At 63.7% G+C, this 15,348-nt stretch carries 14 protein-coding genes; 13 read left to right on the top strand and 1 reads right to left on the bottom strand.

Going from position 1 to position 15,348, the window contains the following annotated elements; translation table 11 throughout:
- Positions 1-189: 189 nt before the first annotated feature.
- From LI72_RS12860 to LI72_RS12835, 6 genes are all read left to right on the top strand, one after another.
- Entirely contained in the window at positions 190-939 is a 750-nt protein-coding gene (locus tag LI72_RS12860) for a GntR family transcriptional regulator (RefSeq protein ID WP_197051900.1), read from the top strand.
- A 107-nt stretch (positions 940-1,046) separates the two neighbouring features.
- Entirely contained in the window at positions 1,047-2,018 is a 972-nt protein-coding gene (locus LI72_RS12855; protein ID WP_231562467.1) for a hydroxymethylglutaryl-CoA lyase, read from the top strand.
- Positions 2,015-2,698 (top strand): isochorismatase family protein, encoded by a 684-nt coding sequence (locus LI72_RS12850; protein WP_197051899.1) that lies wholly within the window; start codon positions 2,015-2,017, stop codon positions 2,696-2,698. The genes LI72_RS12855 and LI72_RS12850 overlap by 4 nt, the downstream gene beginning before the upstream one ends.
- Complete coding sequence (locus LI72_RS12845; RefSeq protein WP_033926154.1) at positions 2,698-3,624, top strand: polysaccharide deacetylase family protein; 927 nt, start codon at positions 2,698-2,700, stop codon at positions 3,622-3,624. The genes LI72_RS12850 and LI72_RS12845 overlap by 1 nt, the downstream gene beginning before the upstream one ends.
- The gene (locus LI72_RS12840; protein ID WP_033926153.1) at positions 3,621-4,556 is read left to right on the top strand and encodes a polysaccharide deacetylase family protein; all 936 of its coding nucleotides are present in this window, start codon (positions 3,621-3,623) and stop codon (positions 4,554-4,556) included. The genes LI72_RS12845 and LI72_RS12840 overlap by 4 nt, the downstream gene beginning before the upstream one ends.
- Positions 4,553-5,053: a nuclear transport factor 2 family protein gene (locus LI72_RS12835; RefSeq protein WP_033926152.1), complete on the top strand. Its 501-nt coding sequence runs from the start codon at positions 4,553-4,555 to the stop codon at positions 5,051-5,053. Before LI72_RS12840 ends, LI72_RS12835 begins: the two co-directional genes overlap by 4 nt.
- Before the next feature lie 27 nt (positions 5,054-5,080).
- Here LI72_RS12835 and LI72_RS12830 read toward each other — a convergent pair whose 3' ends face one another.
- Positions 5,081-6,346, bottom strand: coding sequence for an MFS transporter (locus tag LI72_RS12830; protein WP_156139591.1), 1,266 nt, complete (start codon positions 6,344-6,346; stop codon positions 5,081-5,083).
- Positions 6,347-6,401: 55 nt separating this feature from the next.
- On the opposite strand from LI72_RS12830, the gene LI72_RS12825 reads away from it, so the two are divergent.
- From LI72_RS12825 to LI72_RS12795, 7 genes are all read left to right on the top strand, one after another.
- Complete coding sequence (locus LI72_RS12825; protein ID WP_052129790.1) at positions 6,402-7,193, top strand: SDR family NAD(P)-dependent oxidoreductase; 792 nt, start codon at positions 6,402-6,404, stop codon at positions 7,191-7,193.
- Positions 7,194-7,303: 110 nt separating this feature from the next.
- Positions 7,304-8,614: a RidA family protein gene (locus LI72_RS12820; RefSeq protein ID WP_269429438.1), complete on the top strand. Its 1,311-nt coding sequence runs from the start codon at positions 7,304-7,306 to the stop codon at positions 8,612-8,614.
- Positions 8,615-8,713: 99 nt separating this feature from the next.
- The gene (locus LI72_RS12815; protein WP_033926149.1) at positions 8,714-10,999 is read left to right on the top strand and encodes a TonB-dependent receptor; all 2,286 of its coding nucleotides are present in this window, start codon (positions 8,714-8,716) and stop codon (positions 10,997-10,999) included.
- A gap of 28 nt (positions 11,000-11,027) precedes the next feature.
- Entirely contained in the window at positions 11,028-12,191 is a 1,164-nt protein-coding gene (locus tag LI72_RS12810; protein ID WP_033926148.1) for a class I SAM-dependent methyltransferase, read from the top strand.
- Positions 12,188-12,514 carry a hypothetical protein gene (locus LI72_RS12805; protein ID WP_033926147.1) on the top strand — a complete coding sequence of 109 codons (327 nt, stop codon included), beginning with the start codon at positions 12,188-12,190 and terminating at the stop codon, positions 12,512-12,514. Before LI72_RS12810 ends, LI72_RS12805 begins: the two co-directional genes overlap by 4 nt.
- Positions 12,515-12,522: 8 nt before the next feature.
- A complete protein-coding gene (locus LI72_RS12800; protein WP_033926146.1) occupies positions 12,523-13,884 on the top strand; it encodes an MFS transporter in 1,362 nt (453 codons plus the stop codon).
- Positions 13,881-15,341: an amidohydrolase family protein gene (locus LI72_RS12795; RefSeq protein ID WP_033926145.1), complete on the top strand. Its 1,461-nt coding sequence runs from the start codon at positions 13,881-13,883 to the stop codon at positions 15,339-15,341. The genes LI72_RS12800 and LI72_RS12795 overlap by 4 nt, the downstream gene beginning before the upstream one ends.
- Positions 15,342-15,348 lie beyond the last annotated feature (7 nt).

Genomic DNA, 15,348 nt, shown 5'->3' with positions numbered 1-15,348 from the left:
AATCATATTACAATTTGACGCGGCTTGGCAACCCCCATCGCACGACACACAACAGCCGGGCCCGTTCTGATGCTCGCTGCTGGTGCCTCGGCGTCTTATTGGCTAACGTTCCAGGCAGATCGGAGGGGCAATCTCTTGAGAAGACCGCAATCATTGAAAAAGCCGCGCGCGCCGGTGACGGGCGGGTCGGTGAACCGCGAAACTGCCATTCCGCTTTATCATCAGATCTATCTCACTCTGAGAGACGAGATTACCCGTGGCGAACGCGCGTTCCATTCCGCGATGCCCACCGAAATGCAGCTCAGTGCGCGCTATAACGTGTCGCGGATCACCGCGCGCCGCGCGCTCGATGAGCTGGCGAGCGGCGGCTATGTCGAGCGCAGGCGGCGCACCGGTACACGGGTGGTCTATCGCCGCCCCGACCAGCAGATCGAAGGCAATATCGATCAGGCGGTCGAATCGCTGATCGCCTTCGGCCAGAATACCGAGGTCAACGTGGTGGAGATTGCCGAGGAACAGGCATCGCCCGCCATCGCCGAAAAGCTCAGGCTCAATCCGGGTGATCACGTCATCCGCGCGGTCAGGCTGCGTTCGCTCAAGGGACAGCCGCTGGGGCTGATCATCAGCCACCTGCCCGCCGACATGGGCATCGAGGCAACGCCTGAACGGCTGACTGGCTCGCCAATGCTGTCCCTCCTGCGCGAGGCGGCAATCACCATTGGCGGCGCCGTGCAGACCATCGAAGCAATCGTCGCCGACCCCGACCTGGCCTCGGCGCTCTCGATCGAACCCCGGTCGGCGGTGCTGCATGTCGAACGCCAGGTGGAGGATTCGAGCGGCCGCATCGTGCTGATCACCAGCGCCTATTACCGCGCCGATCGCTACCGGATCACGCTCGACATGCACGAGAAGGGACTGTTCTCTCCAACATACAGTTGATCCGCCATCCAGCGCGACGGGCCATGCAATGCCCCGCGTATCTCTTCGCAAGACTTGCAACCGGCTATAATTGATATATAGCTAGGACAATTAAACCGCGGACCGAGATGAGGCATATGGCAACCGAAGGGATCGATATCCTGGTAAGCGAGGTGGGTCCGCGCGATGGCCTGCAGAACGTCCACCAGGTGATGCCGACCGCAGCCAAGACGCGCTGGATCGACGCGCTGGTCGCGGCCGGCGTGCGTGAGATCGAGGTCGGCAGTTTCGTGCCTGCCCGGCTGCTGCCCCAGCTTGCCGATACGGCCGCGGTCGTTGCCCATGCGCTCACGCACCCCGGGCTCGCCGTCGCGGTCTTGGTGCCCAATGTGCGCGGCGCAGCCGATGCGATCGCGGCCGGCGCGCACAAGCTGACGCTGCCATTGTCGGTGTCCGAAACACACAGCCTCGCCAACCTGCGGCAAACTCACGAGCAAGTGCTGGCAGCGGCACGCACCATTGCGGCAATGTGTGCCGATGCACCCGGGCCATTGCGCCCGCATTTCGAAGTAAGCCTGTCGACCGTGTTCGGCTGCACACTCGAAGGACCGATCGCAGACGACACCATCCGGCGACTGTCGGCGGCGCTGATGGATGCAGGCTGCGACGAAATCGGACTTTCGGACACCACCGGCTATGCCACGCCCGACGCCGTGGTTCGCATCGTCGAACTCGTGCGTGCGGTTGCGGGGCGCGATGCCGTCCACGGCCTGCACCTCCACAATACCCGCGGCCTGGGCCTGGCCAATGTGATGGCCGGCCTCTCGGTGGGAATCACCACGTTCGATGCATCGTCCGGCGGGCTGGGCGGGTGCCCGTTTGCGCCGGGCGCCAGCGGTAACATCGTCACCGAGGACCTTGTTTTCATGCTGGAAGCGATGGGCAAACGCACCGGGATCAACCTGGCAGCGTTGCTCGCCAGCCGAGAACATCTCACCGCCGCCCTGCCCGGCGAACCCGTTTACGGCTTTATCGCCGATGCAGGCGTGCCCAAGGGGTTCGTGCCCGCGACCACAGATCAGATCAGGAGCGTCGGATGACAATTCCCGGAACCCGCATGGTCAGCGATGGCCGCACCGCCCGGCAGATTTTCGAGGAGGTGATGGCCAATCCCGCACGCGCGCGGTTCGGCTTCGGGGCCAAGCTGGCCATCGTCAACGTGGATTTCCAGAACGCCTATACCCGGATCGACGAGTTCAAGACCGCCTATGAAACCGACCCGCGCCAGATCGAGCATACCAACACGATCTCGCGGCTCGCCAGGGCCGCCGGAATGCCCGTGGTCTGGACCCATGTGGGTTATATGGACAGCGCGGCGGACGCGGGTGTGTGGGGGACGCGTACCGACACGCCCGACAGCTTGCAGAACATCAAATACGACAGCCGTCGGCACGCCTTCGACGATCGCTGCGAGATCGATCACGCCGTCGATGCGATCTACACCAAGCGGATGCCCAGCGCGTTCTTCGAGACCCCACTGCAAAGCCTGCTGGTATGGCACAAGGTCGATACCGTCGTCGTCACCGGCGGCTCGACATCGGGCTGCGTCCGCGCAACGGCAGTCGATTCGCTCAGCCGGGGCTATCGCACGATCGTCCCGATCGAAACCTGCGCTGACAAGCACGAAAGCTTTCACTTCGCCAACCTGACCGACCTGCAGCTGAAATACGCTGATGTCGTTCCCGTGCAGGACGTCGTCGATTGGCTGGAGGCGCGCTGATGCAAGACCAGCAAAAGGACCCCGGGCTTTACGATTTCCGCCCCTATCGCGGCAGGCCCCCGATCGCATGGCCCGACGCCAAAAAGGTCGCCGTCTGGGTGTCGCCCAATCTGGAGTTCTATGAGCTCGACCCGCCAGCCAACCCTCACCGCAAGAGCTGGGCGCGGCCGCATCCCGATGTCGTGGGCTATGGCCACCGTGACTATGGCAACCGGGTCGCCCATTGGCGCATGGCGGACATGATGACCAAGCACGGGTTTCCCGGATCGGTCTCGCTGTCGGTCGCGCTTTGCCAGCATATCCCGGAGATCGTGGCCGATGCCGATGCGCGCGGCTGGGAGTTCTTCAGCCACGGCATCTACAACACCCGCTACAGCTACGGCATGGACGAAGCGCAAGAGCGCGCGATGATCGAGGATGCGATCGCCACGGTGCGCGAGGCGACCGGCCAGACCATCAAGGGATGGCTGGCTCCGGCGCTTACGCATACGCCGCGCACGCTCGACCTCATTGCAGAATACGGGCTGAGCTATACCTGCGACCTGTATCACGATGACCAGCCAGCGCCCGTCCATGTGAAGACCGGCACGCTGATCTCGATGCCCTACAGCCTCGAGGTCAACGATCATTACGGCTTCTTCGTCTACAATATGAGCCCGCGCGACTATGCTGATACGCTGATCCGCCAGTATGACCGGCTCGCCGACGAGGGCGGTACGGTGATGTGCATTCCGCTGCATGCCTATCTGATCGGCCAGCCGCACCGCATTGGCCCGTTCGAGGACGTGCTGCGCCATATCGCGGCCGATGGCCGTGCATGGATCACCCGCTCCGGCGACATTGCCGAGCATTTCATCGGCCAGAACTATCCGCAGGCGGTGACCCGTGACGCCGCACGCTATGCCACCGGAGAACCCCGCCGATGACGCTCGATCCCGCCTGCATGGCCTATCCCATGCGCCGCAGGGGCATGGACCATGACCTCTATGCCTGGTCGAACATTCACACCCGACCTGCTCTGGCATGGCCAGGCGGTTGCCGGATCGCGGTTGCCATCATGATCAGCCTGGAATGGTTTCCGATCCTTCCGGCTGCCGATGCCGCGTTCAAGGCCCCCGGCCACATGCAGACCGCGTACCCCGATTTTCGTCATTATACTTCGCGCGAATACGGCACCCGGATCGGGCTCTATCGGATGCTCGATGCCTGCGCACAGGTGGGCGCTCGGGTCTCGGTCGCCACCAATGCCGCGATCGCGCAGCGCTATCCCTCGATCATCACCGATATCGTCAGCGCCGGGCACGAGATCGTCGCGCATTCGACCGAGATGGACGGGACGATCGACAGTTCGCTCCCCGAGGCGCGGGAATGCGCCCTTATCACGCAGTCGCTCGACATTCTGGAGGTCGCAACCGGACAGCGGCCCCGCGGATGGATGTCGATCGCGCGGTCGCAATCGTTCAACACCCCGCGCCTGCTAAAGCAAGCGGGGCTCGCCTATATGTGTGATTGGCCCAATGACGACCTGCCCTATCGCTTCGAGACGCCCGCCGGGCCGATCACCAATGTGCCGCTGAACCATGAACTGTCCGACCGCCAGATCATTACGGTCCAGCAGCATTCCGCCGACAGCTATGTGCAGCAGATCCAGGATGCGCATGCCTGGCTGGCCAGCGAGGCTGCGCCGCGGATGCTGCCGCTGCATGTCACCCCTTATATCCTCGGCCTGCCCTATCGCATCGGTGCGTTCGAACGGCTGCTGCGCTGGCTCGCTCAATCCGAGGCCACAGACTTTCTGACCACCGGCGAGATCGCCAGCGCCCTGTCCCCCAGCCTTGTTCCGGAGCACAGACCATGATGACCAGATTCTCTTCGCTTGCGCTCGCCATCGTCAGCCTCACCGTTTCCGGGATGGCGTCCATCGGCGACGCCCGCGCGCAATCGGTGCCAGCAGGTGAGACCGAGAGGTTCGAGGCCGTGCAGAAAGAGCTCTGGGCCAAGGAGCTGGCCATCTACGAGGGGCGAAGTCGCGGTGACCTTTCGCTGTACCTCGCATCGATTGCCGACAACTACATCGCCTGGCCGCCGTTCAACGACGTCCCGAAAGGCGAGGACGGCCTGAAGGATACCGGTCGCAAGATGCAGGGAAAGACGCAGGAGGTCCTCAAGATGACCTATCTCGACCTTGCCCTCAACGGCGATACCGCCGTGATCTATTACAAGACCCACCGCACCCGTATGGCCGATGGGACACCTGCCGACCAGCATTACGAAGTCACCCATACCTGGGTCCGCCAGAACGGAACCTGGAAGGTCTTGGGGGGAATGGCGCGCCAGCGGCCCGCGCGTGACTGACCCGTCGATGACGCGACGGGCTGCGGTTCAGCCCGCCGCCTGCTCGCGCGGCTCTGTGGCCCAGGCCGCCAGCGCCAACAGCGCGAAACCGGCACCGGCCGCGGCACACGCCGTCCAGCCTGCATAGGCATACAGCAGTGGCGCGATTGCCGACCCTGCGGCGCCGCCGACGAACATCAGGGAAATATAGACCGCATTGATCCGGCCCCGATATTCCGGCGCCAGGCTATAGACCCGCGCCTGCCCTAACACCTGGTTGGCCTGCGTTGCCGCGTCGATGGCGATCGCCAGCGCGACCAGCGCCAGCGCCGATCCCCAGACAACCACCGGGACCGAGGCGGCAAAGCACACGGCCATTCCCAGCATCGCTGCGGCCGACGCGATCTGTGTCTTTCCGGCATCGGCCAACCTTCCGGCCAATGGTGCGGCCAGCGCGCCCCCTGCGCCGGCCAGCGCGAACAGCGCAATCTTGCCCTGGTCGAACCCGAACCGATCTTCCAGCACGAGCGGCGCTGCGGTCCAGAACACGTTGAAGCTGCCAAACAAACACGCCTGATAGAAGGCACGGCGGCGAAGCTGCGAGAACCGGCCCAGCAGCTGCGCCATCGACCGCCAGATGAGATGCAAGGCGTCCCGGCCCTCTGGCTGGCGGCGCGGCATAGTCAGCCAAAGCACGGCAGCCAGGCCGATCATCAACACGGACGGCACCGCAAAGGCGACTCGCCATCCGAACGACTGCGTGAGGGCGCTGGACAAAGGCCGTGCCAGCATGATCCCCGCCAGCAAACCGGCCATGATATAGCCGATCACCCTGCCCTGACGGCTGGGTTCAGACAGGTGGGCAGCCAGCGGGACCAGCACCTGCGCACCGACCGAACAGATGCCGGCAATGCAGGTCGCGACCAGAAACATTGCGGCGTTCTGCGCGCTGGCTGCAGCTGCCAGACCCACGGCCGCGGCCAGCGTGAGCGCAAGCACGAGGCGCCGGTTCTCGAGCCGGTCGGCCAGCGGCACGATGAACAGCAGGCCGGCGCAATAGCCCAGCTGGGTCAACGTCACGATGAAGCCGAGCTGCGACACCGATATTCCCAGATCGCTTCCGATCACCGCGATCAGCGGCTGCGCATAATAGAGATTCGCAGCCATAAGCCCGCACGCCAACGCAAAAATGGCCGTCAGCGAAGGTGACATAAAGACCACCTGATCGGCTGATCCAGACTGAGTGCCGATTTTTTTATCGTTGATTCTCAATGTTTTACCCTTCCGAATTTGCGGGGCACTGCGGTCGGCCAACCCGCCAACAACTATGACTTTGACGTCGATTTAATTGTAGTATAGTTATATCAACATGACAATTGGACGGCACCAGTTTGACACCCAAAGCGGCACCGCCGGCACAGGCGGTGCGCCCGGGTGCAATGCCGTTGCCATTGTCACCGGGGGCGCAGGCGGAATCGGGTCGGCGGCATGCCGCGCGCTGGCCAGCCAGGGTTTTGCCGTGGTCATAGTCTTCAACAGTTCCCAAGCCGCAGCAGAGGCGCTGGAGGGGGAAATCACTGCCGAGGGCGGGGTTGCACTCGCGCTGCGCGGCGACGTGTCGCACGGTCCCGATGTCGCGATGATCATCGATACGGTGATCGCGCGCTTCGGTCGGATCGATGCGCTGGTCAACAATGCCGGCATCTCGTCTCATCACCCCTTTGGCAGCATGACCGAAGCCGATGTCGATCGCGCCTTCGCGGTGAACGTCAAAAGCATCGTGCTGATGACCCAGGCCTGCGCCGTGCACATGTGCAGCGGCAGTGCCATCGTCAACCTCGGTTCGAACCTGGCGCACGATCCGTTGCCCGGGCTCACGGTGTACGGCGCCACCAAGGCGGCGGTGGCAGCGCTTACCAAAGGCCTTGCCCGCGAGCTGGGCGAACGCGGCATTCGCGTCAACGCCGTCGCGCCTGGAGCCACACGAACCGCGATGACCGCATGGATCGATGCGCCGACGATGGCTGGCATCGCCAGCAGCACGCCGCTGGGCCGCGTGGGTGACCCCGCCGACATCGCCGGCACCATTGCCTTTCTTGTGTCGGCCCAGTCCGGCTGGACCACCGGCCAGACGATCACCGTGGATGGAGGCCTGACCTGACTGGCCGCTGACCCGGCCCCTGCATCGAGACACATCCATCATCCGGGAGCAGAGTTTTGACCGACCCAAAGGCGCCTCAGGCCATATGGCCCGACATACCCCAGCCATTGATGCCCTATTCCCCCGCCGTGAAAGCTGCGGATTGGGTGTTCGTCTCCGGTCAACTTGCCAGCGACTTTGTCACCGGTATCGCTCCGCAAGCCATTCCTGCCAATGCCAATCTGCACGACGCACAGGCGCTGCAATCGCGCTTCGTGATGGAGACCCTCAAGCGCACCCTCGCCGCTGCGGGAGCAGACCTTGCCACCGATGTCGCCCGGATCTGGCAATGGCTGCCCTGGGATCGGCCGACATTGGCCGAATTCGCCGATGGGACATGCTTTCCCGAAGGTTTGAGCATATCGCCCTATCTCGATGTGCGGAACGCGTACATCACCGAACCTCGCCCGGCATCCACCGCGGTTGGCATTCGTGCGCTTCCGGTCAAGGATGCGCTGATCGAGATCGACGTGATCGCGATCGTCGATGGCAGCGCGGTGCAGGGTTGCCCTGCAGGTGATGGCGTGCCTGCGCCGCTTGCCGGCTACTCGCCGGCCCTGCGCCGAGGCGACTGGATCTTCCTGGCGGGCGAAGTACCCACCGATTGGCAGGGAGACTATGGCGAACATCTGTCGATGGGCACGCCAAGCGCGCTCGCCCGCGAGGCGCGGACCAATCCCCATGTCTGGTACGGTTCCGACATCGAAGCCCAGACCGATTACACGCTTTCCAAGCTCGAGCGCCATGCCGAGGCTGCCGGCGGGTCGCTGCGCAACGTCGTCAAGGCCGATGTCTATATCGGCGACCCTTCGGATTATGCCGGAATGGACCGCGCCTGGCGACGCTGGTTCCCTGACAATCCACCCGCCCGCTGCGTGATACCCTATATGGCGCTGGGCACGCGCGGCAGCCGTGTCGAGATTGCCCTGACGCTGCTGGCCGACGATGCCACTGTGACCATCGAGCGGATCGAGACGTCGGATGCGCCCGAGCCGTTCAGCCACGAACCGCAGGCGGTCCGGGTGGGCAACTTCCTGTTCCTGAGCCAGCAGATGGCGTGCGACTCACGCGGCGTGTTGGCCGAGGGCATGCTGCGCCGCGAGAATTTTCCCTGGTACGGCCTGCCCGGCAAGAATCAGATGCGCTTCATGCTGACGAACGTCGCAGCCATCTGTGAAGCGGGCGGAACGACGGTCGAGAATATCGTTCGCCGCGCCTGCTTCCATGACGAGGGAACCCATTTCGCCGATTCCATCGAAGAATGGTCTTCGTGGTTCCCCGGCGTGAAGCCCGCATCGACCACCATGAAGGTCGGCGGCCCACTGGTCGTGCCGGGTGCCAACGCCCTGCTCGATCTGATCGCATATGTTCCAGATAAATAACGATTTCCATTCGGGAGGATGGCTGGACTTTGCCTAACCACAACCATGAGGGGGTCGCCCGTGACCGACAGTTACCGCATTTTGAAATCCGCGAGCGCGATGGCGCTTTTTTCCGGCGCCGCGCTGGGTGCCTTGGCCACGCCGGCCACGGCGCAGGACACTGGGTCGGCTGCAACGGCTCCGGCCGCCGCTTCGGACCCGCTCGATATGTCGAAGGTGATCGTGGTCACGTCGCGCCGACGCGAGGAGCGGCTGCAGGACGTTCCGCTGGCCATCACGGCGCTGTCGGGCGAGGAACTTGAAGCCAAGGGGATCGAATCGCTTGCCGACCTGGCGGCGTTCACTCCGGGCCTTGCGTTCCAGGACGTCAATGGCGCCTATGCCGCCCCGGTACTGCGCGGGATAGCGCAGATCGACCAGACCGGACCGCAAGGCAATGTCGGCGTGTTCATCGACGGGGTCTATCTCAACAACCGCTCGGCTCTGGCTTTCGACCAGTATGACCTGCAGCGGATCGAGGTGGTCAAGGGTCCGCAAAGCGCGCTGTATGGCCGCAACACCTTCGCTGGCGTGATCAACTATGTCACCGCGCCCGCGCAGGCCGGGGAATTTGGTGGCAACCTTCAGCTCAGCCTGGGCAACTACGGCCGCTATGAAGGCCGGGGCGCGATCAACCTGCCGCTGGGCGACGCCATCGCGGTGCGCATATTCGGCGGATATTCGAAATTCGACGGCACGATCCGCAACGATCGGTCGGGCAAGCTGCTCGACGGCTGGGATGACCGCTGGAGCGCGGGTGCCAAGCTCACCGCGAATATCACCGACCGGCTCACGCTTGACCTGTTTGGCGTGCATTCCGAAACCAAGAACGACCAGCCGGCGCTTTTTTCGGTCCCGACAGCGCTCAACAATTGCGGCAGCACCACCATCGGCGGCGGGCGCGCGCTCAGCACGTTTCTGTGCGGCAAGCTCGACTATCCGACAAACTACAGTCTCGACGATGAAACCGGCTATGGCCTGACGGGCGACAGCAACCTGTATTACGGACGGGTGAGCTTCGAAGGCGATATCGTCGATGTGACCGCGCTGGTCAGCTATTCCGAAGCGCAGTTCGATCTGCTGATCGACACGACCGGCGACCCCGCTGCCATCAACACGCCGCTGTTCGGCGGGTTGTCGCGACAGCTGTTCACCAATGCGCAGACCGACGACAGCACCGACTGGAACTACGACCTGCGCTTTTCGTCCAAGCAGGACGGTCCGTTCACCTGGATGGCCGGGTTCAACTATTACAGTTCGCTGGTGTCCGACGTTCTGGCGCTGAACTTCCAGCGGCTCGGCACCACCGGAACCCGCCCTCCGGTCTTTTCGAGCCGCGGCGGCATCCTGAGGACCAAGGGCCACGCCATTTATGGCATGATCGGATACGAGCTCTCTCCCACGCTCAGCGCGCAGGGCGAGATTCGCTACACGATCGATGACCAGACATTCGATGGCACGGGCAGCTCGCTAGGCGTGCTGGGCAAGCAATCGTTCAAATACGCCACGCCGCGCGTGTCCTTGAACTGGAAGGCCGATCCAAACCTGCTGGTCTATGCCACCGCTGCGCGGGGCGTGAAGACCGGCGGCTTCAATGCCAATGCGGCCAACACCGGGTTCTTCGCCTTCAGCGAGGAAACCAACTGGACCTACGAGTTCGGTGTCAAGTCGACCCTGTTCGATGGGGCGCTGATCGCCAATGCCAATGTGTTCTATGTCGACTGGCAAAACATCCAGGCGCAAACGCAAATCCCCGGTGGCACGCTTTCGGTGGTGGACAACAATGGCGATGCCGAGGTCAAGGGCATCGAAGCGCAACTCGTCTACAACTTCACGCCGAACCTGCAGCTGTCGGCCAGCGGCGCCTTGCTCGATCCGAAGTACAAGGGCGGCGTTCTGGATGGAGAGGTCGCCTACATCTGCGGCGAAATCGCCGGCAGCACGGTCCTGACCAGCAATTGCACCGCATCGGTGGATGGCAACCAGATCGCTCGCACCACCGACACGCAGTTCGCGCTCGCCGGTAGCTGGACCATCCCCGACATCGCCGATGGCGTCGATGGCTATATCCGCGCGGACTACAGCTGGCAGGCCGGCAAATATTCGACCAGCCTCAACCTGCAGGACCAGGGCGAAATCTCGCTGCTCAACGCCCGTGCCGGTCTCAAGTTCGGCACGTTCGAAGCCGCGATCTGGGCGAAGAACCTGCTGCAGGACGAATATATCGCGCGTGCCACGGTGGTCGCTTCGACCGCCGACGCCGGCCCGACGTCCGGCGTCAGCTACACGCGCATCTATCCAGGCCAGCGCCGGACCTTCGGCATCGATCTGACTGCCCGGTTCTGAGCCGACCGACAAATTGGAGTAAGCCAACGTGACCTTCCTTACCCGTCTTGACGACAGCAGCCTGGCTGCAGGCTCGATCCCCACCTTCTCGCTTTCGCAGCGAGGGCGTTCGGGGCTGGAGCTGCTGGGATCGATCCAGAAATTCTCGTCCGGAACACTCCGCCCGATCGCGGCGGAGCGGTTTGCCAACGATGCGGAAGGTCACGCGCTTGCCCAGGATCACGCGTCCAGCTCCCCCGATCTCACCACCCGAGAGCGAATCCAGCGCGCCAAGACCTTGTGCGAACGCGACAATGTGTACCGGCTCGAACGCTTCCTGCAGCGCTATGTCGCCGAGGAGAATTTCAACCGCGGCATTCCCGCCATCGAGGAGCGCCGCGCGCAGTTCGAGGCCTTCGATGCTAAGCAGGGTCAGGCCGATGCTCTGGGGTCGCTCGACCTGCCCGATCGCATCGATATCCCCAAATATTACGACCGGATCGAATGGCATCTCGAGCCTGGTGGCTGGGACGGCTACGATCTTTATGGCGCATTGTTCGCCTTTGGCGTGGGGCCGATGGTCTTTCGCCACGGCGGCTATGCCGCCGTCGGCGTGGGTGACGACATCACCCAGCAGCGGCTCAAGACCGTCGCACAGTTTCCCAAGAGCCATTACGGCAAGATCTACGAACCGGGATGCGGCGGGGTTTCGACGCTCAAGGCATTGCACACCGTGTTCCCCGATGCCGAACTGCATGGCTCGGACCTTTCGGTGCTGCTGCTGAAGAACGGGCGAAAGATGGCATCGCGTCAGGGCTTTGCCGTGCACCTGCGCCAGGCCGACGCCGCGCATGACACCCGCGAGCCCGATGACAGCTTTGACGGCGTGATCACCTACGCTCTGCATCACGAGCTCCCGCCCAAGGCCAACCGCAAGCTGCTCGCCGAGATGTTCCGCATCATGAAGCCGGGTGCGGATATCGTCATCTCCGATCCACCCCCCTTCCGCGCGGTCGACCTGTTCCATGCGGTCATTCTCGACTGGGACACCGATCACCGTGAAGAACCATTCTTCTCGGCCGTGCTGCATGACAGCATCGACGACATGCTCGCCGAAACCGGCTTCGAGGCGATCGAGTCCTACGGCCTGGGTCAGGGCCAGTACCCCTGGATCACCCGCGCCCGCAAACCCCTGACGGAGGCAGTACGATGAGCAGCACCGGACACGACTATCTGGGTCCGCAAAGCGTGACGGACGTCGCCCGCATGGTGATGGCGCTGACATCAGAGGTCTGGATCATGCGCGATCGCCAGATCGTCACCGAATATCTGCTCGCGACCAAAGGGTCGATCACGAGTGAGGATATCGACAATTTCACGCCGCCTGCAGAACTGGCCGCCGCGATCACCGCAGAACGCGACCGGTTTGCCAGTCTCGTGACCGGCGCCCCGATCGCGGGCGTTCGCCGCAGCGTGGCAGACATCCTGCAGCGTGCCGGGCTGGCCGTCCCCGCGCATCTAGATGCAGACGCTTGACGAGCGGGATGACCACCGCATCGTCCGCCGCAACGGCGAAGCTGCCGCTTCGCACATGCCTTGCCTGGGGTGTAGGCACCATCGCCGTTGCGGCGCTGTTCAATTCCGTGAACGTCTTGCTGCTGCGCTATGTGGTCGATTACGGCGGCATCAGTGCCGCATTGGCGGGGACCCTCATCGCCGGTTCAAAGGTCTATGATGCTGTCATCGACCCGGTCATTGGCGGCGCGAGCGACAGGCTGCGGTCCAGGCATGGCAGGCGTCGACCGTTCCTGCTGGCTGGTGGACTGCTGCTCGCGCTGGCGGCGCTGATGCTGTTCAACCTGCCGGTGTTCGACAATCCGGTGCTGACGGTGGTCTTCTTCACCGCAGCGTTGCTGCTGTACGCGACCGGCTATGCGACGTTCTCAGTGCCCTATATGGCGATGCCAGCCGAGATGACGTCTTCGTACCACGAGCGCTCGCGGCTGATCTCGTTCCGTGTCGCAGCGGTCGCGGTGGCCTCGATGCTGGCCGTCTTTGTCGGCCCGGTGCTGATGGAGGCCGCAGGCGGCGGGCAAGCCGGGCACACTGCGCTGTCCATCTTCCTCGCCGCAGTCGTGCTCGCCGCCACGCTCTACAGCTTTTACGGAACGCGCGATGCGGCCTTTCACGATGCCGATGACACGCCGCAACCGGGCTGGGGCGCGAAGCTCCGGTCGATGGCGACCAACCGGCCGTTCGTGATCCTGATCATCGTCAAGCTGCTGCAATTGCTGGCTCTGGCGGTCACCCAGGCGTCGATGCCGTTCCTGTTCCGCCGCGTGCTCAGGCTCGATGACAATGCACTCGGTCTGTATTTCCTCGTGTTCTACGGGGTCATGATCGCGGTACAGCCCTTCTGGGTCCGCATCGCGCGTTCGCGCGGCAAGCGCGACAGCTTCATCGCCGCCACGCTGATCTATGGCCTGATCTACATGAGCTGGTTCTTCGTCACCGAAAGCGAGCCGGTGGCGCTGGTCTATCTGCGGGCCGCAGCGCTCGGCGCGTTCGGCGGAGCGGTGCTGCTGCTGGGCCAATCGCTGCTGCCCGATACAATGGAATGGGATTATCGCTGCACCGGCTTGCGACGCGAAGGCATGCTGTCAGCGGTCTATACCATCGTCGAGAAAGTCGCCTTTGCGCTCGGCGCGGCACTCACCGGACTGCTCCTGGGCTGGTCGGGCTATATCCAGGGTGCAGGCGGTGCGGCGATCGAACAGCCCGCATCGGCAATCGCCGCGATCTACTGGCTGGCCTCGTTCATCCCGTTGGGTCTGCTGCTGGTCAGCGTCGTCGCCCTGTTCTTCTACGATCTTTCCCCGGACAAGCTGGGGGAAGCTGAGGCATGACCCCGCCCGCCCTTGTCGATACGCTGGTGTTGAACGCCTATGTCGTGACGATGGATGCGGAACGGACAGTCTTCACCCAAGGCTATGTCGCGATCGACCAGGGCCGTATCACGGCCACCGGACCGATGCACGCCCTGGCGCATGCCGGCCAAACCACGATCGACGCTTGCGGCGCCATCGTGATGCCGGGGATGGCAAACGGCCACAACCATCTCATCCAGAACATCTTTCGCGGCTATAACGACCAGCGCTGGCCGGTGCTGGATATCCCGGCCGCAGTGCGCAGCCTGATCACCGAACTGTTTGCCCTGGGCGCGGTCATGGATGCCGAGCGCAGCTATGCCATCGTCCGGCTGCACGCGCTGGACATGCTCAAATCGGGCTATACCGCCACCCATGACGAGCATTTCACCAATGTCCGCGCGGACAGCGTCGATGGCAGCTGGCAGGCCATAGCCGACAGCGGCATGCGCGGCTTTCTGTGCCGTTGCATCGTCAACTCCGACAAGGTGCCGCAGGCCGGTCACGAAACCGTCGATCGGGGCCTCGCGGAGTTGGAGCGGCTGATGGCTTACGAAAGTGCGCGCATCCGGGTCGCGGCCTCGTTCGTCAATTACAGCTTTGTCGAGGACCCCGAAGACATGCGGCAGATCTGCCGGGGTGCACGAGCGATCGGCGCGGGTTTCGGGGTCGACATGACCGACAACAGCAGGGGAGCAGGCCTGGCCGCGCGCGGTTTCGATGGCGGCCAGGTCGCTTATTACGCGCAATTCGGCTTGCTCGACGAACCGATCTATGCCGGCAAGGGCGTGCACCTTTACCCACACGAGTTAGACCTGCTGGCTGAGGCCGATGCGCGGCTGGCGCTGGTGCCGATGCTCCGTTTCTTCGACGGATCCGGCCTGCCGCTGCACGACCATTTCGCCCGCAACAGTATTCCCGGTCTTGGCACGGACGCGCCGCTGGTCACCGATTGCCAGGACCCGTTCGAGGTAATGCGCATGGCGATCCTGGCGCAGAACATGGCAGTCAAGGCGCACGTCGCCCAAGGCGGCCAGAGGCCACCGCGCGAACATTGGGCGACGGCTGAGCGCGTCCTCGAGATGGCGACACTGGGAAGCGCTGCGGCGCTGTGCATCGACGACGTGTCGGGATCGATCGAGCCCGGCAAGGCTGCGGACATCATCGTCGTCGATTGCGGCATGCCTGAGTTCGCGCACGCTGCAGACCGCCGGATCGGGGCGCTGGTCTGGGCCGGTCGCGCCAGTCAGGTGCGCCATGTCTTTGTCGCGGGCGACCATCTGATCGCCGATGGGCGGTCGACTCGCTGGAACGAGATGGAGGTCGTCCGCGAAGGCGAGGCCGCGATCGCCGCCATGATCCGCGATGCCGGGCTCGACGGCGCCCTGCCCTTGCGGCGCGCCGGACAGACCTTCCGCGGCTGGACCTATCGCTGATCCCCCC

Origin of the sequence: Sphingomonas sp. 35-24ZXX, from assembly GCF_000786215.1 — a bacterium.
In the GTDB taxonomy this organism is placed as follows: domain Bacteria; phylum Pseudomonadota; class Alphaproteobacteria; order Sphingomonadales; family Sphingomonadaceae; genus Blastomonas.
The sequence above is the reverse complement of the archived record's forward strand: the minus strand, read 5'-3'. Positions and strand labels throughout refer to the sequence as shown.